This window comes from Chryseobacterium kimseyorum, assembly GCF_025971945.1.
GTDB classification, from domain to species: Bacteria; Bacteroidota; Bacteroidia; order Flavobacteriales; family Weeksellaceae; genus Chryseobacterium; species Chryseobacterium kimseyorum.
Genome location: NZ_JAPDHW010000019.1, coordinates 15,808 through 39,442 on the forward strand (window position 1 = coordinate 15,808; position 23,635 = coordinate 39,442).

The window sequence follows — 23,635 nt, forward strand, 5'->3', positions numbered from 1 at the left end:
GAAAGCTTCCAGTTTGGAAGCTTTTCGCTTTTAGTCTATTAGTCACCGAGATTGTAATCCAGCGGAAGTAATTTTTCAATTTTATCTTTAGCAAATTCTCCCTGATTCGTCAGCATTCCTGGATTTGAAGTGTTACCATCACGATAAATTTCAAAAACATCACCTTCGGGATGAAGAAATGATGTCTGAATAATAGGAATCTCTGCCTTCACAAACTGCCCCTTTTTTAATTCGTAAAAATACCTTTTAAAATTAATCTGCATCATAAATTCATAATCCAAAAATAATTTGCCGTCTTTCTTTTTGGTGTAATCTGACTCGGGAATCTGAGTTTTGGTCACCGCTATTTTGTACGGCGGCTCGTTTCTTTTTCTGGCTCCAATGTCCAGAATGTCATCAGGAACATTGATTGTTCCTTTTAATTTCAGGGTCTTCGCAAAATCTCTAAGCCTCTGCAGCTCTTCTTCCGTGGGATATTTTGAGTTTGGAAACTTGGTAATCTGATTGACAATAAAGCCTTCACCTGCAACCTTGCTCTCATACACACTTCTGAAAAAATGAACCTGACTGCCATCATAAGCATTCATTCTGTTCAGTTTCACTTTATCATTGGCTTTTGTTTCCTTGAAAAAACTGGTTCCCATAAATCGCGTAGTGTTTTCATCAAAATTAGCTGAAAATTCTTCTAAATTATAATCAATCGTATAGCCTAAATTTTTATTTTCAATAATTAAAGTCTGCGGAGCTTTTACTTTTAAAATTTTATTTTCTTTATCATAAGAGAATTTCAGTGAACGTTGATTTTTGATTCTTACATTCTCCTTATCGTAGCCTATAAAAGAATCCAGAAAAAAGTTAATATAATTTTTGTAAGCTGCTTCTGTGTAAGGAACGATTCTTACTTCCTCAATTTCTTTGGCTTTAATTAAAACCACCTTCAAGGTCTTATTCAAAACTTCCGAAGTGCTGATGGTAAATGTTTCGTAATCATCCTTCTGAAAAACCAAGCTGTTGTTATTCATAGAAGGCAGTTGAAGCGTAAAACTTCCGTCTGCCCCCGAAATTGTTCCGGTCTTCGTTCCGTCGAGATAAATGTTGACATTTGAAATCGGTTTCTCAATATCATTCACCACTTTTCCTTTAATGGTCTGAGCTAATGAAAGGTAAAACGGCAGAATCATCAATAAAAGTAGTATTGCTTTTTTCATGGTAAACAATATTACTAAATTTATAGTGATAAAAAAAGAGGGTGAAATAAATTCTACTTGTTGTAAGTGTAAATAGTTAAAAACTTAGTGAGCTTTTATAAGCGAAACGCCTTGGTGTACTTTAAAAGCAGTCAGCTGTCAAAAAATATTTGCGCATTTTGCGTTAAAATTAAGTATTCAGATGAGCAGGGATTATCAAAATACATTTAACCTATCCAATCCTTACACTCGTCATACTCAATGATCCAGCAATTAAATCATCATTAAATAAAACCAGATCCTCAGAACTGTTTTTTAAACCTAAAGAATAAATCAGCGGCAGATAATGATCAGGCGTTGGGATTGCATATTGTAAAGAAAGTCCCTGCTTTTGATAATCAATAAGATTTTGGAAATTTCCGTCTATAAGCCAGTTGTTGGTTTTTTCTCTCGCTTCAATAGCCCAATCCCAGCCGGCGCCGACGGTGTTAATGTTTTTCCAGTCGACCATTCTAAGGTTGTGAACGATGTTTCCGCTTCCGATAATTAAAATTCCTTTTTCTCTCAGTTTTTCCAATCTTTTAGCCAAATCAAAATGATACTGCGGTGGTTTTGTATAATCAATACTCATCTGAATAACAGGAATGTCTGCATTCGGATACATGTGTTTAATCACCGACCAGGCGCCGTGATCTAAACCCCAGTTGTGATCTTCTTCTACGAAAACGGGAGCTAAAAGTTCTGCTGTTTCCTTTGCCAGTTCGGGATTTCCGGGAGCTGGATATTGTACATCAAACAAAGCTTGTGGAAAACCACCAAAATCATGAATCGTTTTGGGCATATCCATCGCGGTGACCTTTGTTCCTTGTGTAAACCAATGTGCAGAAATACACAGAATTGCATTCGGCTTCGGAATTTCCTTCGCCACATTTCTAAATCCCTGAACAAACTGATTTTCCTCAATCGCATTCATGGGCGAGCCGTGACCGAGAAAGAGAACCGGCATTTTCTGAGTAGTTTTAAACTGATCGCTGATATTTTGTAAGTCGTTAAGTTGCATGACCTGTATATTTTTAAATAAAAAGATTCGGTGATTATAGCAAACCACCGAATCTCAAAAACTATATTTAATTTACTATGCTTGCTTTACAAACTGCAGTTCACCTGCAACTTTCACATCTTCACCTACCATTACACCTCCTGCTTCAAGAGCTGCATTCCAGTTCAGTCCGAATTCTTTTCTGTTGATTTTCCCTTCAAAAGAAAAACCTGCTTTTGTATTTCCCCATGGATCTACATTGATTCCTCCGAACTCAACATCCAAAGTAATCGGCTTTGTAATACCATTTACAGTAAGATTTCCTGTAACAGAATTATTCAAAGCATCAGATTCAAAAGTAATTGTAGGATTAGCTTCTACATTGAAGAATTCTGCAGATTTCAGGTGATTATCTCTGTCTGTATTGTGTGTAGAGATAGAATCTGTCTGAATGGTAGCGGTAGTTTTTGCGTTTGCAAAAGTATCGTCTTCAGCATCGATTTCTGCTGTGAAGTTGGTGAAATTCCCTTTGATGTTTGAGATCATCATGTGTTTTACTTTAAAAGTAATTTCACTGTGCGCTGGGTCTAAATTCCATTTTGTAGCCATTGTATGTATTTTTTATTGTTATTTATAATGCAAATCTAGGGCAAGAACCATATCCGATCCATTGATTTAGGATAAGAAAACTTAGTTACCATAAATTTAGCAAGAATTTTTTAAAGGTGCTATATTTCACTCCTCGATTAGCCGTCAACTATAATTTTTAGGAGCTCGATCCCGCTATCCACTCATACTCCTCACGCCGATGCTTTTCCCTAACGCTTGCTGTGGGGTAACCGTTACTATCGTGGCTAGGGTAGTGGTCTGTAGATTTTTATTCTAAGTGATGTAGACTATTTATTTTAAGGATATACATTTTAAAAACCACCCCGTCAAAAATTCTAAAAGAATTTTTGACACCCCTCCAGAGGAGGGGAATTCTACGATTTGTCATTTTTAGGAACAGATAATTTATTTGATGGATTATACAATTCAAGATCATTTGTGAAAATAAGTTTCAGCAAGGAAATAATTTAGTTCAAAAAGCGATTGCGAGAAACGAGCATCTTATGATTTAATGACTATTTCTATTAAGCATAGAAAGAATACACTCAATCATCAAACAGCGTAACCGCTTAAATAAATTCATCTTTCATTTAACATTTTTTAACGGTTGGGTTTTATTTCTTATTTTTGGCTGATTCAATTTTAAACAATGCAATTACATAAATTTTCTCTATTGATGGTTGTTTTAGGTGGAACTGCTTTTGCACAGACCCAAAAATTTACCATGGCAGAAGCAGTCAACGGTATGCGAAGCAATCTGGCGGTAAAAAACATCTCTCAGTTTTCTTGGTCAGCTGATAACAAATCATATATTCAGGCTGTAAAAGGCGGATATCTCTTGACAGATCTGAAAACCAGCAAACAGGATACTCTGATCTCGTTACATCAATTAAATAAAAACTTTGCAGATAAAAAGCTGAAAGGTCTTCCGCCGGTAAAATTCACAACTAATTCCAACGCTTATTTCTCTGCCAATAACCAGATGTACTGGGTCGAGAAATCCGGAAACGATTGGAAAGTAAAGCGTTCTGCAGCATTGGGAGATAATCCGGCTAACGTGAAAACGCTTGCCGATAACCAGACTTTGGTTTACACCAAAGGAAATAATCTCTTTATCAACAAAAACGGAAAAGAAGTTGCCGTAACAAATGATACCAACGAAAATATCCTGAACGGAGCTTCCAATGTTCACCGAAACGAATTTGGAATCGACAGCGGAATTTTCCCTTCGCCAAACTCTGAAAACATTGCATTTTACAGAATGGATCAGACGATGGTTGCTGATTATCCTATCATCGACTGGTCTGTAACTCCGGCGGTAAATACGAACATCAAATATCCAATGGCAGGAAAAACTTCTCACGAAGTAACCCTTGGAGTGTATAATATTAAAAACGAATCAACAACTTTCCTGAAAATTGAAGGCGAAAAAGATCAGTATTTAACGGCAATTACCTGGAGCCCGGATTCTAAATTCATATTTGTCGGCGTTCTCAACAGAGGGCAGAATCATTTAAAAATGAATCAATATGACGCTGTGAATGGAACTTTGGTCAAAACTTTATTCGAAGAATCCGACAGCAAATATGTTGAGCCGCAGCATCCCTTGTTGTTCTTCCCAAATTCAAACACAGATTTCATCTGGCAAAGTCAGAGAACAGGGTACAATCACCTTTTCCATTACAGTTTAGAAAAAGGATTGATCGCGCAGATGACCAAGGGAGACTGGCTTGTTACCGACATTTTAGGATTTAATGAGAAGAAAAAAGAGATTTATTACGTTTCCACTCAGGATAGTCCTACCGAAAGACATTTGTACAGAATCAACTGGGCGACTTTCAAGACGCAAAAATTAGACAATGCCGAAGGAATGCACGCCGCAGTTTTGAGCAGCGACGGAAATTACCTGTATGATTCTTACAGCAATACCAATACGCCGAGAGTTGCCAATATTATTAATACAGCGACTCTGAAATCGACAAATCTTCTGACCTCAGAAAATCCGTTGAAAAACTATCAGCGTCCTGAGATTAAAAGCATTAATCTAAAAGCCGACGACGGAACTTTACTGTACGGAAAAATTATTCTTCCGACCAATTTTGATCCGAATAAAAAATATCCTGTTATCGTATATCTTTACAATGGACCGCATTTGCAGCTCATCACCAACAGTTTTCCGGCTTCGGGGAATCTTTGGTACGAATACATGGCACAAAACGGCTATATTATTTTCACAATGGATGGAAGAGGATCTTCAAACCGTGGGATGAAATTTGAGCAGGCTGTTTTCAGAAATCTGGGAACAACAGAAATGAACGATCAGCTGCAGGGTGTAAAATATCTAAAATCACTTCCGTACGTAGATTCTGAGCGATTAGGAATTCACGGATGGAGCTTTGGTGGCTTTATGACAACAAGTTTTATGCTTCGTCAGCCTGATGTTTTCAAAGTGGGAGTTGCTGGCGGACCGGTAATCGACTGGAGCATGTACGAAATTATGTACGGTGAAAGATATATGGATTCTCCACAGGAAAATCCTCAAGGGTATGCGGCTTCTAATCTTTTGGACAAGGTTCAGAATTTAAAAGGAAAACTTTTGATGATTCACGGTGCGCAGGATGATGTAGTGGTTTGGCAGCATTCGATGAAATTCATAAAGTCTGCCGTGGATAACGGCGTTCAATTGGATTATTTCGTTTATCCGGGTCATCCCCACAATGTAATCGGAAAAGACCGAGTACACCTGATGCAGAAAGTAACTGATTATTTTGATCAGAATTTGAAAAAGTAGATAGCGAATGGCTTTTGGCATTTAGCTTTAAAATTATTTAATGATATCAAATCCAGTCTATTTTTAGATTGGATTTTTTTATTCTAAACTTAAACACAAATAGAAATTAATTTTTTCACGAACGATATCAATATTTAATTGTGAAATTTGTGAAAAGCATTCGTGACATTAGTGTTTGAATCTCCGTTCTTACCAAACATCAACGTTTTTAATCCTTCATTATCCTAATTTTGTCCTATAAATATCAACATAATGGAATTAGGAATTGGAATGTTTGGCGACTTGGCAATTGACCAGACGACAGGAAAATATAGAGATGCCGGAATCAAAATCCGTGAAATTCTGGAGCAGGTAAAGCTGATGGATGAGGTCGGAATTGATGTTTTCGCAATGGGAGAACATCACCGTGCAGATTATGCCGTGTCTTCGCCGGAAATGGTTTTGGCAGCCGCAGCAAGTATTACCAAAAATATAAAATTAGCAAGTGGCGTAACGGTTTTAAGTTCGTCTGAGCCCGTGAAAGTATATGAAGACTTTTCAACTTTAGATCTCATTTCAGACGGAAGAGCCGAAATCTATGTGGGCCGTGGAAGTTTTATTGAATCTTTTCCTCTGTACGGATATTCTCTGAATGATTATGAAGAATTATTTGACGAAAAATTAGAATTATTATTAAAAATAAATTCACAGGAAAACGTATCATGGTCAGGGAAATTGCGTGCGCCCATGCAGAATCAGACAGTTTATCCGAGAGCGAAAAATAACGGTAAACTTCCGATTTGGAGAGCGGTTGGCGGAACTCCACAATCTGTTTTAAGTGCTGCTCAGTTAGGAATGCCATTGGTAGTTGCAATTATCGGGGGAATGCCGATTCAGTTTAAAAATTTAATTGAATTTTACAAACAGGAATACCGTAAGGCAGGTCATGATGAATCTGAAATGCAGATTGCCATTCATTCACATACGTTTGTGAGCGAGGACGAAAATGTGGTTGACGGCTATTTTAATACCTACAAATCTCAGATGGACAGAATAGGGAAGGCGAGAGGTTGGGCACCGTTTACCAAGATGCAGTACGACGGCGGAAAAGCCAGAGAAGGTGCTTTATTCATCGGGAATGCAGATCATGTTGCCGATAAAATCAATTACATGAAAGAAATTTTCGGGATAACCAGATTTATCGGCCACATGGATGTGGGAGATCCGGCTCATGATATCATGATGAAGTCAATCGAACTGTTTGGAACAGATGTTAAGAAGCAGATTAAATAGTATTTTTTAAAGAATATCATATTTGTGTGATAAATCATTTGGTGACTTGGGAAAAATAAATATATTTGAAGCCTAAAAAAAATTCAAATATGAAAAAATTAACAATGCTGTCACTAGGTGTCTTAGCAGTAATGTCGTGCTCTAGCGATGATTCAGCAGAAGAACAGGTTTCTATCGTGGGAACATGGAAGGAAGCTAAAACTGTTATTTACAGTGGAACAAACAACGCAATTTTAGATACTGAAATGCCGGATGACTGCGACAAGAAAAACACTTATGAATTTGCTTCCAGCGGAGTTTTAACAACAAATATTTTTTACACAAAAGCAGATGGTACTTGCGGTGTAGATGGTACATTCACAGAGAACTATTCTTATAATTCCTCAACCAAGAAGATTACAGTTGATGGCGATACTACGGATGTTCTTGCACTCACTCAGAACGAGCTGCAAATTGTAGCAGATGAAAACGATGAAAATGGCGATGGCGTCAATGATAAAATGGTTATGTATTTTTACAGATAATTGTCACCAAATATAGATAATCAAAAAACTGATAATCCGTCTCAAAAATGAGACGGATTTTTTTATCAGACAATCTTAATCAAACTTCCTCTTTCCTCATCCTTTGTAATATGCAGTGAAACCGGAATTTTTTCCTTCAGTTCTTCCACGTGGGAAATGATGCCGACAATCCTGTTTTCTTTCTGTAAATTCATCAGCGTTTCAAAAACAATATTCACCGATTCTACATCCTGTGTTCCGAAACCTTCGTCGATGAAAAAGAAATTCTTCTCCGACTGTGCATTGGTCTGAACACTTTCTGCTAAAGCCAAAGCTAAACTCAATGAAACCTGAAAAGCCTGTCCGCCAGATAAGGTTTTCACACTTCTGCTGCGACCTTCGTTGAGGTAATCGATGATTTCAAAATCATTGTTTTCGTTCAACTGTAAACTTAGTTGATTCCTCGTCATCCGGTGAAAACGGACGTTGGCATGGTCGCACAGCTGTCTCAGATAAATAGACGAGATGTACCGCACAAATCCAGCTCCGTTGAACAGATTCTGCATGATTGCAAGATTTTCACGACGCTTCTGAACTTTAGCCAAGTCCAACAGAAGATTTTCTTTTTTCTTAAATTCTTTCTCAAGCCGGTCAATTTCAGAAACGATTTTTACGACAGAATCGTTGGCAAGTTTTAAAGCATTTTCAGCAGTTTTAAACTGATTTTCCGCTTCAGCAAATTGTTCTTCATCAAAAGAAAAATCTTTGAGTTTGGCTTCCAGATCGGCAATTCCGTTCTTAAGTGTTTCAAACTGTATTCTGAATTGTTGAATGGTATTTCTTACCTGCTGCACATTCATTTCCTGCAATAGAATGTTTTGCACAGCCTTTACATCAATGAAATTATTTTCAACTAAGGATTTCGTTAAAATATTTTCATTCTCTGAAATCTCTTTTTCCAATTCGGAAATTCTGGTTTTCAACTGACTGACAATCGTTTTCTGTTCCGCTACTTTAGGCGAGATTTCCTTCTCATCTTTTACAAGCTGCTGATAGTTCTGCTCAGTTTCAAGGTTGGATTGTGCAAGTTTTTTATAAATATCTACAATCTCAGCAGTTTCTTTCTCTTTATAATCTGACCAATTTAAAATTTTCAAATTGGCTTCGCTCGTTTTGATCTGTTCTTCTTTTTTTGCTTCGTCAAGTGTAAATTCTTCCAGAGCTTTTTTATATTTTTCCAGATGTTCACGCTCTTTTTCCAGAGTTTTTTGCTGCCCGGAAATCTGTTGTGTCAGTTCTTCAATCTGCTTTTCAATTTCAAGGGACTGTTGGCGTTTCTGCTCAAACTCCGCTTCATTGTCAGAATTAAAATCTGTCCAGACAAAGTTTTTTCTGTGCGTCTCAGTTTTAATTGTAATCTGATTTAAATTTTCCTGCTCAGCTTTCTGCTGGTCCTCAAAAATCTTTTTTCGGTCAAGAATCTTTTCAATTTCAGAAACTTGTTTTTGGTAGGTATTCTTTTGAATTTCGGTTTGCTCAATCTGTTTTTTAATTTCAGTTAATTCAGCATTCACATCATCAAATTCCACAATATTCGGATGTTCGAGTGCGCCACACAGCGGACAGGATTCTCCGTCGTGCAGTTCTCCGGCAAAATGAGCCAGTTTCTGCTGAACTTCAAGCTGGTTTCTCCGTTCTGAAAGTTTTTTTGCCTCCGTTTCTAAAGCATCAGATTTCTGTTTAAAATTTTCTTTATAGTTTGCAGGATCGACAGCAAAAGGAATAAGTTCAGCATCCAGTTTCTCAATTTTAATCTGAGCTTCTTCAATCTTTACGATTTGATTTTTAGCTGATTCAACTAAATTTTTCTGCTCCAAAAACCAATTTCCAACATGTATTAAAGTATTTGAATCTATTTTTTTAGGTTTTAAAGCCTCAGTATTTTCGGTGAATTCACTTATTCTTTTTTGAATTAATTTCTGTGTAGCCTCAACCTCTTTTACTTTCTCCGAACCTTTTTCAGTTCTGATTTTTAAAGTTTTAATATCATCAGAATATTCCAGCATTTTCAGGATTAGGCTCAAATCATTTTCCTGAATTTTAGATTGCTCCAATGCTTCAAATTTTGGAAGAATCGCAGCCAGTTTACTTTTAATATCTTCAAATCTCGCTTCAGTTTCCTGTAAAATTTTAAACTGATTTTCTTTATTTTTCAGTTGTTCTGAAATTTCCTTCTCCAGTTTATTTTTTTCCGATATAATGGGTGTGAAGATTCTGAAAACCTTGTCAAAGAGCTCCGTTTTAATTTCCAGTTCGTCAACTTCGGTTTTCTGCAAACTGAGTTTTTCAAAATCAAATTTCTTCTGTTTTAACGATTCGAAATCGGTCTTTAAATTTTTTAACTGTTGGTATTTATCTTCAATAGTTTTAAACTGAATTTTGATCTCTTCAAATTTCTGCTGCTCGAGTTTCAAATGTTCTTTCTGTGCGGAAATCTGTTCTTCGTTCACTTCTTCAAAACCTTTCAGCTGACCTTCCAGCTGATCGAGTTCAGATTTGTTTTTGGTATTCAGATCCGAAACATTTTTCTGTAAATCAAAACGGTGAAGACTGAAAATCTCCTTCATCATATTCGTCCGTTCAGTCGCTCCCAGTTCAAGAAACTCTTTAAACTGCCCCTGAGGAATAATAATTGTCCGCTTAAAATTCGCATAACTCAACCCAATAATTCTTTCCGCACTGGAATGTTCCAGCGGTATCCAATTGTCATTTTTCCATTCATAGAAAGTGACTTCAGGCGTTTTTACATCTTCAAAATTCTTTGAATTTCTTTTAAATTCTCTTTTTGCACGGAATTTTTTGTTTTCATAATTAATAAAATCAAATTCAATCAGAGACTTATTTGATTTCAGATTCATCATGTTGTAAGCACGTTTATCTCTCGAATTCAGACGTTCAGTTTCGCCATACAATGCAAAAGAAATCGCTTCCAAAATAGAAGATTTCCCGGAACCTACCGATCCGAAAATACCGAACAAACCAGCTTCCGTCAGGCTTTCGAAATCGATTTTCTGACGTTCCTGATAGGAGTAAAGACCTTCTAAAGTGAGTTGAATTGGAATCATTTTTAAATGTGTGTTTTGTTTACCGCTAAAGAGAAATATTTTGATGCTTAAAGTTTTTCAAAGTGTGCAAAATAAAAATGTTACATTTTGCAAACTTTTGAATTCCTACATTTTATAATCTTCTTTGGTCTCTTTTGCGGTTTAAAAATATATTGCAGATTAAGAAAAATCCTTGATTGTTATTTACCTGAAGCTATCTCATTAAACAGATTAATTAAATCTTCATTCGGTTCCTGACCGCCGTTTTTAGATTTAAAATAATCTTTGAACAGCGCCTGAATATCCTGATTAAGATTAATTTCGCCTAAATTATTATCATTCAAGACCTGATTTCTAATTTTTGGAATTAAATGCACAATACCGCCATGAGACTGATAGATAATTTTTCTTTCTTCGGCCTTTAAAAAAGTTTCGCTTTCTAGCGTGAGTTCAACCAAGGTATTTGGATTTTCCTGCAACCATTCAATGGTTTTTTCTACAGAATCAAAGGTCTTTCTGACCAGAGGTTTTCCGTTATCCAGAGCAATTTTTTCAAATGAAATGGCTTTTTTAGGTTCAGCTTTAATGATGGAAACATATTTCGTCTGTCCGGCCTCGCTGAAACTGTAGCATAAAGGAGATGAAGAATAAACAACAGGTTTTTCCACGGTTCCGATGTTCTGAAAACCGTGCAGATGCCCCAGAGCCGTATATTGAATCTGATGCGGAATAATATCGGACCAGATCAGGTCTGCATTTCCGATTTTAACAGGTTTTTCACCTTCAGGTTCTTCCAGCATCGGCGCCCCCTTTTTGTTCATGTATAAATGAGCCATCAAAAGATTGACCCCGTCTTCGTCGCAGAATTCATCGGCAGTTTGCTTCCAGTTCTCTCTCAGAACCTGGTTGAGTTCCTCATCCTTATTTTCTCCCAGATATTCTTTCAGACGGACTTCATTCGCATAAGGCGTGTGCAAAATTCTGACAGGAAAATTCTGGTTATTAAATTCCAGTTCGATAAAACCAGACGCAGTTTTTGAAATTTTAAAATGTTCAAGTTCAAAAGGCGTGATCTGAGCTTTCGGATGACCAATCAAAATAATTCCGCATTCTCTAGCCAAAGGATCCGGTGCATCGATCAGACTCGGAGAATCATGATTTCCCGAAATGGCGATCACGGGACGTTTTCCGTTTATAGATAAGCGTTTTAAAGTTTTATAGAAAAGTTCTGTCGCCTCAACACTCGGATTAAAATTATCAAATAAATCTCCGGCAATTAAAACCAGGTCAACGTTTTCGCGGTCTGCAGTCTCAACGATTTCGTTCATCACCAAAACCTGTTCTTCCAATCTTGAAAAACGGTCAAGACGTTTGCCTAAATGCCAGTCGGCGGTGTGGAGGATTTTCATTTTATTTCGTCTTCTTGTTCCTTTTCTGCGGCTAATTTAGCTTTCGTAATTTCACGCATTTCCTTCAGGCGGTTCTTTCTTTTCAGCTCAGCTTCCTGAATTTTTCGCTTCTTGTTGGCGATTATTTTATTGTATGTTTTTTTGTTGGCGTCTGTATTTCTGCTCATCTCAAATTTATTGTATGTTCATTCAATTTTGAAATCGGTTTAGCTAAATTAATCTATTCTTTAGAGAAAACATTAAATCGAAAGTAATTTAGATGTTCCCTTCTGTGTTTGAACTTATTAGATTTTTAATTCTAATTTATGCCAAACACAATCATTTTATCTACGGTTTTTCTCAAATTAAATTCTGTTTTTTTAATTGTCGGTTTAAAAAAAATAGAAATTTCTCTTTTCTGTAAACAACTTGTTTGGAATTGTGGGAGATGTATATTTGTTTAAAACAACTTGTTTACAACTAAAGGAGTCTGCATTTTGTTTAAAACAACCTGTTTGTAATAAAATGCAGTTGCAGTTTGTTTGTTTCACCGCTGTTTGTAACCAAATGCAGTTTACATTTAACTAAAACTGGTTGTTTGTGACTTCCCGCAGTTGCAGTTTGTTTGTTTCACCGCTGTTTGTAACCAAATGCAGTTTACATTTAACTAAAACTGGTTGTTTGTGACTTCCCGCAGTTGCATTTTGTTTGTTTCACTATTGTTTGTGATAAAATGCGAAATAATTTGCTCGAAACAACCTTATTTGCAACATTAAACCTAACGGGTTTCTAAAAACCCGTTAGGTTTAGAACTGCGTATCTAGCATTGTTATAAGTAAGTTTGAAGCATGAAACCTCATAGGTTTTCAAAATCTATGAGGTTTAGATGAGGTTTAGAAATGAAATAATTAACTTTGCCAAATTATGGAGCAACAGTCAAAAGACCCTTTACACGGAAAACGTCTCGATGCCATTCTTGAGGAACTGGTAGAATATTATCAGGGCTTTGAGGAATTGGGAAAACAAATCAACATCAAATGCTTTACCGATAATCCAAGCATCAATTCGTCACTGAAGTTTTTAAGAAAAACAGATTGGGCAAGAGCGAAGGTTGAAAGTCTGTATCTTTATGTTTTGAGACAGAAAAAAAAGCAGGAAGCAAAAAATAAAAATTAGTATGTTGCAGATGATTCTTTAGTGATAATTAATGAATCAATTCCTTCAAAAACAGTATATTTGTGCCGTTTAATCGTGAAAAAAATCACGCAAAAAAAGAAATATGACAATTGATAACAATCATGTGGTAGCTGTAAAGTATGTTCTTCACACTATCGAAGAGGATGGAAGCAAAATCCTTGTAGAAGAAACTACAGCAGAAAATCCGCTTACATTTTTATATGGTGTAGGAATGATGATTCCTAAATTTGAACAGAATATCCACGGTTTAACGGCTGGTGATACTGCTGCTTTCGTGATTCAGCCGGAAGAAGCTTACGGTGAGAAACAGGAAGATGCGATTGCTCAATTGCCAATTGAGATGTTCGGTGATGGTGGACTTCCACCAGTGGGAGCTATTTTGCCTCTAACAGATAACGAAGGAAATAATTTTCAGGCTTTTGTAGTAGACGTTACTCCTGAAGCTGTAATTGCAGACCTTAACCATCCAATGGCGGGGAAAGTTTTAGATTTCCAGGTTGAGATTTTAAATACGCGTCCTGCAACGGAGGAGGAATTGTCTCACGGTCATGCTCACGGTATCGACGGAAACGAGGCTCACTAAGAGTTTTCTACATAAAATAAGAATGTCCGGCAGAAATGCTGGACATTTTTTTATGCGTACTTTAACCACAAAAGTCACAAAAGATTTTTTAATTATTAAAGTTTCATAATTTTAAAAATAAAGTTCAAAAAAGTATTATCTGCGGGAAATTTTGACACATCAGTCACATTAGTTTTAGCTTGAAAACTTTGAAAATATTTTAGAACACATAAGAGTTGAAAATCAAAGATTTTCATTGTATGCTTATTATTAAGAATGTAGGACAGTGCAAACACTCACTTTAAAAATCTTTGATTTTTCTCTAATGTGTTCTAAAAATGTTTTCAAACCAAGAAAATCTCTGTGACTTATGTGTTAAAAGTTCTTGTGGTTAAATTATCAGTCCAAAAATTCTCCAGAAACATAATACCAACGGTTTTGAATCATCTTAAATGTTGATAATTCGTGATGAATATTTTTTTCTCCGTCTTCATCGGTATAATGTGCTTTGAATTCCACTTTATTCATCGATGGCTTACTGACGATTTCCAGTTTTGTCCATTCGTTTATTTCTCCCCATTCCTGTAGATCTTTTGTATTGTGAAATTGCCTTTTGCTTGGTGAGGTAGTTTCCATTAAATATTTCCCGTTTGGAATAGCAAATGCCGAAAATCGTGAACGCATCAAAGCTTCCGCGGTCGGAGCAAATTTTTCTCCGGTATGAAAAGGTTTACAGCATTCTTCATATGTTTTTCCGGAGCAGCATGGACAGTTCATTTTTTTTTTTGATTTTAATTTTAAAACACAAATGTACACGAATATTTTTTCACGAATTACACAAAGATTAATTCAATAGGGACGGGCTTTAGCCCGTCTGTAATTTATATAAAATCCATTCGGCTTTAGCCAAAATCTATTTCACGCAAATTTTGCAATGAAGTAGATTTAAATTTGTGTCATTAGTGAGATCATTTGTGCAATTTGTGTTTAAAATATCCCACAGATTGCACAGATTTTCACAGATTTTAGACCAAAAATCAAAATTTGTGTTTAAATTAATATGAATGTCGGTTTTAATTATAACACTTGTTACAAGTAATCGTTTTGTTCAAATCTTCACTTTCCAAAGGAATTCCTACATCCTGAAAATAAAGTAGTTGAGATTCCTACGGAATGACAAACAAACCGTGAAATACTAAATTGTATTCAGAAGAAAATCTACTCAATCAGCAAATCTGCGAGAGACCAATTCGGGATAATTCGCATTAAATTCGAGCCATTCGTATAACTAAAAAAAGCATCCAAATAAATGAATGCTTCCTGAAATTTATTTAATAAAACCTCTGTCTCTCAACAACGGCTTGATATCCGGATCATGTCCTGTGAAATCTCTGAACGCCTGATTCAAATCAACAGAATTTCCGACAGACAGAATATACTTTCTAAAGCGGTCACCATTTTCTCTTGTCAGTCCACCATTCTTTTCGATCCATTCCCATGCGTCGCTGTCTAAAGTTTCAGACCATAAATATGCGTAATATCCTGCCGAATAACCGCCACCCCAAATGTGGGCAAAGTAAGGTGTATGATATCTTGGCGGAACCGTTGATAAATTAAATCCGTGGTTATTTAACGATTGCTTTTCGAAGTCTAAAACCGGAAGCAACTGACTTTCGTTGGTTACAGAATGCCAATCCATATCCAGAGCAGCTGCAGAAACCAATTCAGTCGTCATATAACCTTGGTTGAAAGTTGCAGCTTTTTTAATTTTATCAACCAAAGCCTGTGGAATCGGCTGTTTTGTTTCGTAATGAAGTGCGTAATTTTTTAAAACGACAGGATCTAATGCCCAGTGTTCATTGATCTGAGAAGGGAATTCCACAAAATCTCTCGGTACATTGGTTCCTGAAAGAGAAGGGTATTTCTGACTCGCAAACATTCCGTGGATGGAGTGACCAAATTCGTGGAAAATGGTTGTTACATCATCATAACTGATTAAAGAAGGCTTTCCGGCTGCTGGTTTCTGATAGTTGTAGCAGTTGACGATCACTGGTTTTGTTCCCAGCAGATAAGATTGCTCAACGAAATTACTCATCCACGCACCACCGTTTTTAGAATCTCTGGTGTAGAAATCTAAATAATAAATAGCCAGAGATTTTCCGTCGCGATCGAAAACTTCATAGGTAACCACATCAGGGTGATACACCGGAAGATCGGTTCTCTTTTTAAATGTCAGTCCATAGAATTTTTCGGCGGCGAAGAAAACTCCTTTTTCCAGAACAGTTGTGATTTCAAAGTACGGCTTGATTTGGTTTTCATCTAAATCAAATTTTGCTTTTCTCACCTGTTCAGCATAAAAATTCCAGTCCCAAGGTTCCAGTTTGAAACCACCTTTCTGCTGGTCAATCAAATCCTGAATATCTTTTGCTTCACGTCTTGCGGTTTCCACAGCGGGAGTTGCCAATTGGTTCATCAATTTAACGGCAGCATCAGGATTTTTCGCCATTTGATCCTGCAGTTTCCATTCTGCGAAACTTTTTTTGCCTAAAATCTGCGCTTTTTTAAGTCTTAATTGTGCCAGTTTCTCGATGGTTGCTCTCGTGTCGCTGTTTCCACCTTTTTCAGCTCTCATCCATGAAGCTTTGAAAACTTTTTCACGGGTTGCGCGGTTGGTCAGGTTTTGTAAAACGGGTTGCTGTGTTGTATTTTGAAGCGCTAAAAGATATTTTCCTTCTTTTCCTGCGGTTTTTGCGTCCGCTGCAGCAGCTGCAATTTCATCAGCTGAAAGTCCGTCTAATTCTTTTACGTTATCGATGATGATTCCGCCTTCCTTTCTTGCTTCCAGTAATTTATTTGAATATTGAGTGGAAAGTGAAGCCATCTCCTGATTGACCTGCTTTAATTTTTCTTTATCAGCAGCGGAAAGATTGGCTCCTGCGATTTCAAAATTCTGCTTGTAGAATTGTAAAAGTCTTTTGCTTTCAGAATCTAAACCGCTATCTGAAATAGATTTAATCCTATTATATAAATTCTCATTCAGATACATTTTATCAGAATGTGCTGCGAAAATTGGTGCAAATTCTTCGTCTAAAGCCTGTAGCGTAGGGTTTGTATTTGCGCTCGTCAGATTTGAAAAGATGGTTACGGCTCTTTTCAGAACTTCTCCGCTTTTTTCTAAGGCAACAATGGTGTTTTCAAAAGTTGCTCTTTCAGAATTGTTGGCAATTGTAAGGATTTCAGCATCGTGCTGTTTTAAACCAAATTCAAAAGCAGGTTTGAAATGTTCGTTTTTAATTTTATCAAATTCGGGAGCTTCATATTGAAGTTTGCTTTTCTTCATGAACGGATTTGAAGAAAGTGAAGCATCAGGAACAGGGATTTCCTGTTTTACGTCGGTTGTTTTCATTGTGGTACAAGAGTAATTGAATGCCAAAGCAGAAATTAATAATGCTGATGAAATGTTTTTCATAAATGAATTATTATTAAAGTCTAAAGGTATTAAAAGTAATTGATAAATGAATTGCAACTGCTTTTTAAGCATCAGTCATACACTCATTGATAAATATTTTTAATGATGTAATATTTTTTATATTTTAGTTGTTATTATTAATACAAACAAAATTCATTAAAACCAACCATGAAATATCCTACAATTTTACTCTTATCCGGATTGATCACTCTTTCCGCATGTAACGAAAAGTCTGAGAAATCAAAATGGCTTCCCGATGTTACCAATAAAGACCACGGACCTTTAAAACAGAAAGAATTCAGTGGAGATTTTGACGAAATCGAAGTTTCGCAGGCCATTGAAGCTGAAATTATAAAATCTGATGTTGAAAAAGTAGTAATTTCTGCTCCTGCTAATATTATTGATGAAGTTTTGGTGGAAAGAAGAGGCGGAAAAGTGCATATTCACTACAAAACAGGATTTAGAGTAATGAATACCAATAATGTGACGGCGAAAATTTATGCTAAAGATTTTGTGAAACTGATTGCCAACTCAGCAGCAAGCATCACGGTGAAAGATAAATTTACCCAGGAAAAAACAGATGTTGAGGCATCAAGCGCTGCAAGTATTACTGGTCAACTTGAAGCGAATGACTTAGAAATTTCTGTGGACAGCAGCAGTAGTTTTGACGGTAAAATTTGGGCAGTAGATTTAGATATTGATGCGTCTTCGGCAGCAAGTATCTCTATTTCTGGTAAATCTAAGAATGCAGAAATGAGTTCTTCGTCAGGAAGCAGTATCAACGGAAAAGATGTCATTGTTGAAAATCTGAAAGCAGATTCTTCAAGTGGTGCAAGTTTAGAGGTGAGCGCAAGTTCAACGGTTGATGCAGAAGCTTCGTCCGGAGGCAGCGTTACGGTTTATAAAAAAGGAAATGTTACAACTGTGAAAAAAGAAGAAAGCAGTGGTGGAAGCGTTTCGATTCAATAAATTAATCTTTGTTTTCCTCATCATCTTCTTCTGCAGATGATGAAGAGCCTTCCCAATTTTTTCCATCAAAATTGAGATTGTCATAAGCCAGTAAATCCTCCTCTCTCTGGAGGATTTCTTTTGTGGTAAAGAGACGGATTTCGTCATCGTCATCAGACTTTGCGAGTTTTCTGATAGAAGCTTTATCAATCGCCATAAATCTTTGTCCTAGGCGTCTTGCTGCATATTTTCGCATCCCTGTTTCGTGAAGAACGTCAACCGCCATGTCGACAGCAGTTCCTAAGGTTTCACGGTAAATATTATCTATACCGTTATTTAAATAAGAATAGGCATCAATTCTGTTTTTCGCCCGCACGAATATTTTCACATCAGGATAATGTTCGCTTACCAGTTCTGCTATAAATTTATTGTCGCCGGAATTATCTAGACATAAAACCAAAATTTCTGCGTCCTCAATTCCTGCAGCTCTCAAAACAGGAATTCTTGTGGCGTCACCGTAATAGACTTTAAATCCGTAGCCACGCAAAAGTTTTACCCGGTCTGAATCTCTGTCTAGAATGGTCGCTTTAATTTTATTGGCTTTCAGAAGACGGCCTACCGTACTTCCGAAATGGCCAAAACCTACAATGATAATTTTCTTTTGAGGAATATTGTTTTCAAGAATATCAAAGTCACTTTTTTCATCCGGAATTCCGCTTAAGAATCTTGGACTGATCAGTTTATCATTGATGATTAAGAGAAACGGAGTGATACACATGGTTATCGCCGTGACAGCCATCATTTGAGCATTTAATTCTGCACCAAAAAGGTGAAGATCTGATCCGTAATTAATCAGTACAAAAGCAAATTCTCCCACCTGCGAAAGTGCAAATGCATAAAATAAGCTTTGTGGATTATCCATTTTAAAGAACTTACCAATAGAAAAAAGAACAGTAAATTTTACAGCTAAAACCGCAAAGACGGTTGAGAAAATAAATAAAGGATCTGCAGCAATGACATTAAAATTCATTGTTGATCCCACACTTACAAAAAACACGGCAAGAAGCAGACCTTTAAACGGATCTATCTGTGCTTCCAATTCGTGACGAAATTCACTGTTGGCCAGCATGACACCCGCAAGGAAAGCTCCCAGTGCTGGAGAAAGACCTATAGAAACCATTAATTCTGAAACCCCAATCACGAGAAATAGGGAAGAGGCAGTCAGCAGTTCGGTCATTCCGGCTTTTGAAACATACCTTAAAAAAGGTACAAAAACATATCTGCCCAACAGAATTAAAATCACAACGCCCATAATTACAGTTCCGGCCTGAAGCCATTCTGGGAGTTTCTGAATTAAGACCTGAACTTCATTTTCATTTTGTTTCGCCTTTGAATGGGCAAGCAGAGGCAAGATCGCCAAGATAGGAATCACAGCAATATCCTGAAACAGTAGGGTGGAAAATGATGCTTCTCCAGATACTGTTTTAAAACTGTTTTTCTCCTGCAAAGTTTGAAGAACGATAGCCGTAGAAGAAAGCGCAAAACACATGGCGACGGCAAAAGCTTTATCGGTTTTCCATCCTACAGCGATAAATATTAGAAATAACAATGCGATCGTTAAAACCATCTGAGTCATCCCCAAGCCCAGAATTTTCTTACGCATTTCCCAGAATTTTCTGGGTTCCAGTTCCAATCCAACCAAAAAAAGAAGCATAATAACTCCAAATTCGCTGGCATGCATAATATCGTTAACGTCTTTTCCTGTGAGTTTAAGAACGTATGGGCCAATAATAATTCCACCTAAAATATAGCCGATAACAGAACTGAGACCCAATTTTCTTGCCAGCGGCACCATAATAATGGCAACGCCTAAAAAGAGTAGGGTGTTCATGGCTAAAGTAGTTTCCATACTATTGATTTAAAAGTTTTGCAAATTTCTGTTTATGTAAAATGATTTCTTTTTTTGAAAGTTTGTTGGCTTCGTAAACGATGATGATGTCTTTAATGTTGGCTTTAAAAACCTTTAGTGAAACGATCAGACCGCTGATGAGTTCTTCGACAGTATATTGATAAGTACCTTCTTTGCTGAAAGATCTTTCTTTTCCACCAGTGGTTACAACGATATAGACTTCTTTACCTTCCAAAGGATTGTATTCTCCCTCATTAAGCCAGTTTCTGTCAAAAACTTCGTCAATCCACAGCCTCAGCAAGGGAGGCATACCAAACCAGATAATTGGGAATTGAAAGATAAATCGGTCGTAATTTTTTAGACGTTTTCGCTCACGAAAAGCGGCGATATGAAAATCGGGATATTCTTCGTAAAGGTCGCGTAAGGTAAAATGCTGATGACGAACGTAGAAGTTGATCAACTCTACGTTTGAGTTTGAGTGTTCCAAATAAGGATGCGCAAAAACTGCCAGCGTTTTCTTCATAGAACCTGTTTTTAGTAAATATAATGAATTATTGCTAAAATATGAACAGATTTATACAGGTGATTTGAATTTTTAATATTCTAATAATATTTTTTTAATGGTATCTGCATTTTCCGGATTCAACTTTCTAATCACGTATTGAAGAATTCCATCTTTATCAAGAATAAAAATCATTGGATACAGTGTGATTTTAATTTTTTTCAAACAATTTGTATTCCACATCGGTAATGAAATCAAATGTAAATTTATGCTTTGTTAGAAATTTATCCACTTGTTCCTTGGTGCTGAATGTGATTCCAATAAATTAACTTTGCCTTTCAGATCTTTTTCTAATTGATTAAATATCGGCATTTCTTCAATACAGTATTCACAGATTGTTGACCAAAACTTTATAAGCTTCGGTTTGTCTTTCAGGTCATTAATGTTAAATTTGAATCCTTTATAATTATTAAACTGTTCGACAGAAAACTGTTTTCCCAGCATATATTGATAATCTGGAAAACTTGTTAAAGTTTTATTTGTTAGGAGAAAATCGTGATGAAACTTAGGATTGAAATGATTGAAAATAGTTTCTTTATCTTGGCTATATTAAAATGAAATTAGAGTGAAAACTAAATACCACTAGGTTTTAATTAAATTTAATAGATAAAATAATCATAGTATGTAGCATACGTAAAATACGCTAGAACATTTTATTATTAATTTATTTTTCCACTTATTTCTGACTAATTAATTTAGTAATACAATTATTTTCAAAGTTTTATCATTTTGTTTTCCAAATATTATCAAAAATAATTTTAAAATCCTTTGTAATAGTTGAATTAGTGCTTTTTGCACATTCGCTTGCAGCAATGTAATTTTGACCAATCATTTCCTCATTATCTATTGAATATACATAGCCTAAAAAAGCACCATCTAAAACGTCTGTGCAGTTGTAATCTGTATTCAATTTTTCAATTTCGTTTCGTAGAATTTTATTTGTAGCATTTATAGATAAAGTGTTAGAATTTATTTCAGATATAAACTCTCCACTTTCTTTTATTTTATTTCCATCTAAAAATTTCCAAATAACCTTTCCATTTTCATATTTCCACAGAAGTAAAGAATCTTTATATTCGGGAAAGTAAAAATAGAAAACGTTGTTACGCTGATAGTTTTTTTGAATTTGTTTATTAATGTTCTTAGGGATTTTAGAAAATTTAGTTTCCTGCGCAATAGTTTTTGAGCAGATAATTATTAAAAATATTTTTAATATTTTCATCAATTTTAACCTAGAAAGTTTAAAAATTTTATAAATTCATTTACCATCCTCCCGAAGCTCCACCGCCTCCAAAACTTCCGCCACCGCCGAATCCTCCAAATCCGCCGCCACCGCCGCCGCCAGAACTTCCTCCGCCAAAACCACCCGGAAAAGGGAAAGGAAAGAATCCGCCTGGATAATTTCTGCGTCCTCTTCGGCTAATCATAACATCGCCGTCATCGTCGCCACCGCCTCTGTTTCTGAAAAGAAAAATCAGGATGATGAAGATCATAGATCCGATTAGAAGAAGTTTTGAAACATTTATTTCGCCTGATTTCTTGTGATTGGTTAAGGGTTTAAACTTCCCCTGAACCGCTTCCATAATTGCAGATGTGCCCCCGTTGATTCCTTCATACCATTTACCCTGTTTGAATTTTGGGGTCACAATATAATCGAGAATCTGTCCTGCAACTGAGGCTGTTAAATATTGCTCAACTGCACGTCCCTGCTGAATTGACATCGTTCTGTCCTGAGTTGCAATAAGAAAAACAACTCCGTTGTCAACATCTTTTTGTCCGATCCCCCATTTTTCACCAAACATCGTTGCAAGATAATTGATGTCTTCACCTTTGGTTGATGGAATAATGATAACCTCAATTTCCGTTGAAGTAGAATCCGCAAATTTGATGAGTTTGTTGTTAAGCTCGGTTTTTTCCTGATTGGTCAGCAAATTTCCTTCATCGTAAACAGGATATAAAACCGAAGGTTTTTCAGGAATAGAATATTGTGCAGATACGATTGAGTAAATGCAGATTAAAAAAAATAAAAACAGTAATTTAAGAGAATGTAATCTCATTGGGAAGTTCATTGTGGTTTTCTCCCGTCACCGGAAAATGTTTTTTGAGTTCGAGACCGGTTTCGAGAATAGCACTTTTCAGAGCTTTAAAATAATTGCCCTTTGCAAATTCTGAAGTGATAAAATCATGCAGATGATCCCAGTACGACTGCTGTACTTTAGCATGAATTCCTGTGTCGCCAATAATGGTCAGGTATTTTTTTTCAAAGTTAATATGAAAGAGAACCGCATTTTTTTCTTTGGTTTTGTCTTTACACAATTCATTGAAAACTTCATAAGCGGTCTCTGCATTACTGTTTTCGGTAGTAGAATCAATATGCACCCGAATTTCTCCGGTAGAATGTTCTTCTGCCGACTGAATAGCTTCCACGAGGGAAGCTATCTGTTGATCTGTAAGAAATCGGCTCATCTTATTCTGTGAAAACCTCCGGTGCTTTTTCTGCTCCTGCAGCTGCTTTGAAGTATGGTTTTTCTTTAAAGTTGGTGAAGTTCGCCAGAATATTATTCGGGAAAGTCTTGATAGAAGTGTTATAATCCTGAGCGGCTCCGTTGTAATATACAGTCTCTGTTCTGATGCTGTTTTCAATCGCGGTATATTCTCTCTGGAAATTAATGTACTGCTGATCTGCCTTCAGATTAGGATAAGATTCTACCACTGCCATCAATCTGCTCAATGCTCCTGATAATTCTCCCTGGGCTGCCTGGAATTTTGCCAAATCAGCTTCGGTCATATTGGTAGGATCGATGTTAATTGATGTAGCTTTAGAACGTGCTTCCACAACTTTGGTTAAAGTTTCCTGCTCAAATTTAGAGTAAGATTTTACAGTTCTCTCAAGGTTCGGAATTAGGTTGGCTCGCTTTTGATAAACGGTTTCAACATTAGACCATTTTGTATTCACATTCTGTTCTTTGGTGACGAATTTATTGTATCCGCTTTTTCCCCAGAAAAATAATACAGCAACGATAATTAAAAGAGCAATACCGATCGTTCCGGCGCTCAGGCAACCTTTGTTTTTCATGTTTAAGTGTTTATTTGTT

At 36.3% G+C, this 23,635-nt stretch carries 20 protein-coding genes; 6 read left to right on the forward strand and 14 right to left on the reverse strand.

The window, feature by feature from the left end; translation table 11 throughout:
• Positions 1–38: 38 nt before the first annotated feature.
• The 3 genes from OMO38_RS18020 to OMO38_RS18030 all read right to left on the reverse strand — a co-directional run bounded on the left by OMO38_RS18020 (position 39) and on the right by OMO38_RS18030 (position 2,835).
• Positions 39–1,208, reverse strand: a complete 1,170-nt coding sequence (locus OMO38_RS18020) for a carboxypeptidase-like regulatory domain-containing protein (RefSeq protein ID WP_264751575.1) — start codon at positions 1,206–1,208, stop codon at positions 39–41.
• 211 nt (positions 1,209–1,419) lie between these two features.
• On the reverse strand, positions 1,420–2,247 hold the full coding sequence (ygiD, locus tag OMO38_RS18025; protein WP_264751576.1) for a 4,5-DOPA-extradiol-dioxygenase: 828 nt from the start codon (positions 2,245–2,247) through the stop codon (positions 1,420–1,422).
• Between the two features lie 75 nt (positions 2,248–2,322).
• A complete protein-coding gene (locus OMO38_RS18030; protein WP_047447374.1) occupies positions 2,323–2,835 on the reverse strand; it encodes a YceI family protein in 513 nt (170 codons plus the stop codon).
• Positions 2,836–3,484: 649 nt separating this feature from the next.
• Here OMO38_RS18030 and OMO38_RS18035 point away from each other — a divergent pair.
• The 3 genes from OMO38_RS18035 to OMO38_RS18045 all read left to right on the forward strand — a co-directional run bounded on the left by OMO38_RS18035 (position 3,485) and on the right by OMO38_RS18045 (position 7,422).
• Entirely contained in the window at positions 3,485–5,626 is a 2,142-nt protein-coding gene (locus OMO38_RS18035; protein ID WP_264751577.1) for a S9 family peptidase, read from the forward strand.
• Between the two features lie 252 nt (positions 5,627–5,878).
• Positions 5,879–6,898: an LLM class flavin-dependent oxidoreductase gene (locus tag OMO38_RS18040; protein ID WP_264751578.1), complete on the forward strand. Its 1,020-nt coding sequence runs from the start codon at positions 5,879–5,881 to the stop codon at positions 6,896–6,898.
• 89 nt (positions 6,899–6,987) lie between these two features.
• On the forward strand, positions 6,988–7,422 hold the full coding sequence (locus OMO38_RS18045) for a lipocalin-like domain-containing protein (RefSeq protein ID WP_264751579.1): 435 nt from the start codon (positions 6,988–6,990) through the stop codon (positions 7,420–7,422).
• 65 nt (positions 7,423–7,487) lie between these two features.
• Here the strand turns inward: OMO38_RS18045 and OMO38_RS18050 are convergent, their stop codons facing one another.
• From OMO38_RS18050 to OMO38_RS18060, 3 genes are all read right to left on the reverse strand, one after another.
• Positions 7,488–10,526 (reverse strand): SbcC/MukB-like Walker B domain-containing protein, encoded by a 3,039-nt coding sequence (locus OMO38_RS18050; protein ID WP_264751580.1) that lies wholly within the window; start codon positions 10,524–10,526, stop codon positions 7,488–7,490.
• Positions 10,527–10,705: 179 nt separating this feature from the next.
• Positions 10,706–11,914: a metallophosphoesterase family protein gene (locus tag OMO38_RS18055; protein WP_264751581.1), complete on the reverse strand. Its 1,209-nt coding sequence runs from the start codon at positions 11,912–11,914 to the stop codon at positions 10,706–10,708.
• Positions 11,911–12,081, reverse strand: coding sequence for a hypothetical protein (locus OMO38_RS18060; RefSeq protein ID WP_264751582.1), 171 nt, complete (start codon positions 12,079–12,081; stop codon positions 11,911–11,913). Before OMO38_RS18060 ends, OMO38_RS18055 begins: the two co-directional genes overlap by 4 nt.
• 736 nt (positions 12,082–12,817) lie before the next feature.
• Here OMO38_RS18060 and OMO38_RS18065 point away from each other — a divergent pair.
• Positions 12,818–13,069, forward strand: coding sequence for a VF530 family protein (locus OMO38_RS18065; RefSeq protein ID WP_264751583.1), 252 nt, complete (start codon positions 12,818–12,820; stop codon positions 13,067–13,069).
• 103 nt (positions 13,070–13,172) lie between these two features.
• A complete protein-coding gene (locus OMO38_RS18070) occupies positions 13,173–13,673 on the forward strand; it encodes an FKBP-type peptidyl-prolyl cis-trans isomerase (RefSeq protein WP_191737889.1) in 501 nt (166 codons plus the stop codon).
• Between the two features lie 378 nt (positions 13,674–14,051).
• Here the strand turns inward: OMO38_RS18070 and OMO38_RS18075 are convergent, their stop codons facing one another.
• Positions 14,052–14,429, reverse strand: a complete 378-nt coding sequence (locus tag OMO38_RS18075; RefSeq protein WP_264751584.1) for a YchJ family protein — start codon at positions 14,427–14,429, stop codon at positions 14,052–14,054.
• Between the two features lie 550 nt (positions 14,430–14,979).
• Positions 14,980–17,121 (reverse strand): M3 family metallopeptidase, encoded by a 2,142-nt coding sequence (locus OMO38_RS18080; protein WP_264751585.1) that lies wholly within the window; start codon positions 17,119–17,121, stop codon positions 14,980–14,982.
• Positions 17,122–17,289: 168 nt separating this feature from the next.
• Between OMO38_RS18080 and OMO38_RS18085 the strand changes: the two genes are divergently transcribed.
• The gene (locus OMO38_RS18085) at positions 17,290–18,090 is read left to right on the forward strand and encodes a head GIN domain-containing protein (RefSeq protein ID WP_264751586.1); all 801 of its coding nucleotides are present in this window, start codon (positions 17,290–17,292) and stop codon (positions 18,088–18,090) included.
• A gap of 1 nt (position 18,091) precedes the next feature.
• On the opposite strand, the gene OMO38_RS18090 is transcribed toward OMO38_RS18085, so the two are convergent.
• The 6 genes from OMO38_RS18090 to OMO38_RS18115 all read right to left on the reverse strand — a co-directional run bounded on the left by OMO38_RS18090 (position 18,092) and on the right by OMO38_RS18115 (position 23,616).
• Positions 18,092–19,978 (reverse strand): monovalent cation:proton antiporter-2 (CPA2) family protein, encoded by a 1,887-nt coding sequence (locus OMO38_RS18090; RefSeq protein WP_264751587.1) that lies wholly within the window; start codon positions 19,976–19,978, stop codon positions 18,092–18,094.
• Position 19,979: 1 nt separating this feature from the next.
• Complete coding sequence (locus OMO38_RS18095; protein ID WP_264751588.1) at positions 19,980–20,501, reverse strand: NAD(P)H-dependent oxidoreductase; 522 nt, start codon at positions 20,499–20,501, stop codon at positions 19,980–19,982.
• A gap of 763 nt (positions 20,502–21,264) precedes the next feature.
• Positions 21,265–21,762: a hypothetical protein gene (locus OMO38_RS18100; protein ID WP_264751589.1), complete on the reverse strand. Its 498-nt coding sequence runs from the start codon at positions 21,760–21,762 to the stop codon at positions 21,265–21,267.
• Between the two features lie 40 nt (positions 21,763–21,802).
• Complete coding sequence (locus tag OMO38_RS18105; RefSeq protein WP_264751590.1) at positions 21,803–22,597, reverse strand: TPM domain-containing protein; 795 nt, start codon at positions 22,595–22,597, stop codon at positions 21,803–21,805.
• Positions 22,578–23,006, reverse strand: coding sequence for a TPM domain-containing protein (locus OMO38_RS18110; RefSeq protein WP_264751591.1), 429 nt, complete (start codon positions 23,004–23,006; stop codon positions 22,578–22,580). The genes OMO38_RS18105 and OMO38_RS18110 overlap by 20 nt, the downstream gene beginning before the upstream one ends.
• A gap of 1 nt (position 23,007) precedes the next feature.
• A complete protein-coding gene (locus tag OMO38_RS18115) occupies positions 23,008–23,616 on the reverse strand; it encodes a LemA family protein (protein ID WP_264751592.1) in 609 nt (202 codons plus the stop codon).
• Positions 23,617–23,635 lie beyond the last annotated feature (19 nt).